General features: G+C 65.0%; 1 protein-coding gene. It reads right to left on the reverse strand.

Annotated elements, in window-relative coordinates:
- Positions 1-614: type VI secretion system protein TssA (gene tssA / locus EAE91_RS23675; protein WP_244869034.1), on the reverse strand; the 614-nt coding region annotated here is incomplete at its 3' end.
- Positions 615-626: the final 12 nt, after the last annotated feature.

The following is a 626-nucleotide window of genomic DNA, read 5'->3' on the forward strand; positions in this document are numbered from 1 at the left end:
GTCATCGGGGCTTTTTCTGCCAGTGCCGCCAGCAGGCCGGGTTCCCAGTCGGCGAGCGACAGGTGTTGTCCTGCCTGGCGCAGGTGGCGGTAATGTTGTTGTGCCAGCGCGCTCATGCCCGCCTGCTCCAGTAGCTGGGCCGTCAGTAACTGACCGTAGAACTGATCCCGGGGTTCGGTCAGGTGCCGCTGGTGTTGCTCCGCGGCATGGAGGGCGGCTTCCAGTCCGTGTTGCTGAAAACAGAGCCAGACAGCGTCCTGTTCCGGCGTGGCACCGCTGCCGACGGTGGCGGTCGCCGGGGGACGCAGCCAGTTCAGCGTGGCGTCGGAGATAAACGGGCTCCGGTCGGCGAAAGACAGGTTTTGCAGGACCGGCAGACGATCAAGAAAGGCCCGGAGTTCATCGCGGATAGCGTCAGCCACGGCGGGGTAACCCAGTTTTCCGGCGGCCTGCGCCGCGATAGCGTGGCCGTCAAGCCAGTAAGGGGCCAGGGTCAGACTCTGTTCTATCTGTTGCAGCAGGGCGTTATCCGCCGCCGGGAGTTTCGCCAGATAATCGGCGGTACGGTCGGCCGACGCCGGTGCCAGCGGTGTTTTACCGGTGCCATTCGCCATCGGTGCCGTGGT

Source organism: Photorhabdus noenieputensis, assembly GCF_018448935.1.
In the GTDB taxonomy this organism is placed as follows: Bacteria; Pseudomonadota; Gammaproteobacteria; order Enterobacterales; family Enterobacteriaceae; genus Photorhabdus; species Photorhabdus noenieputensis.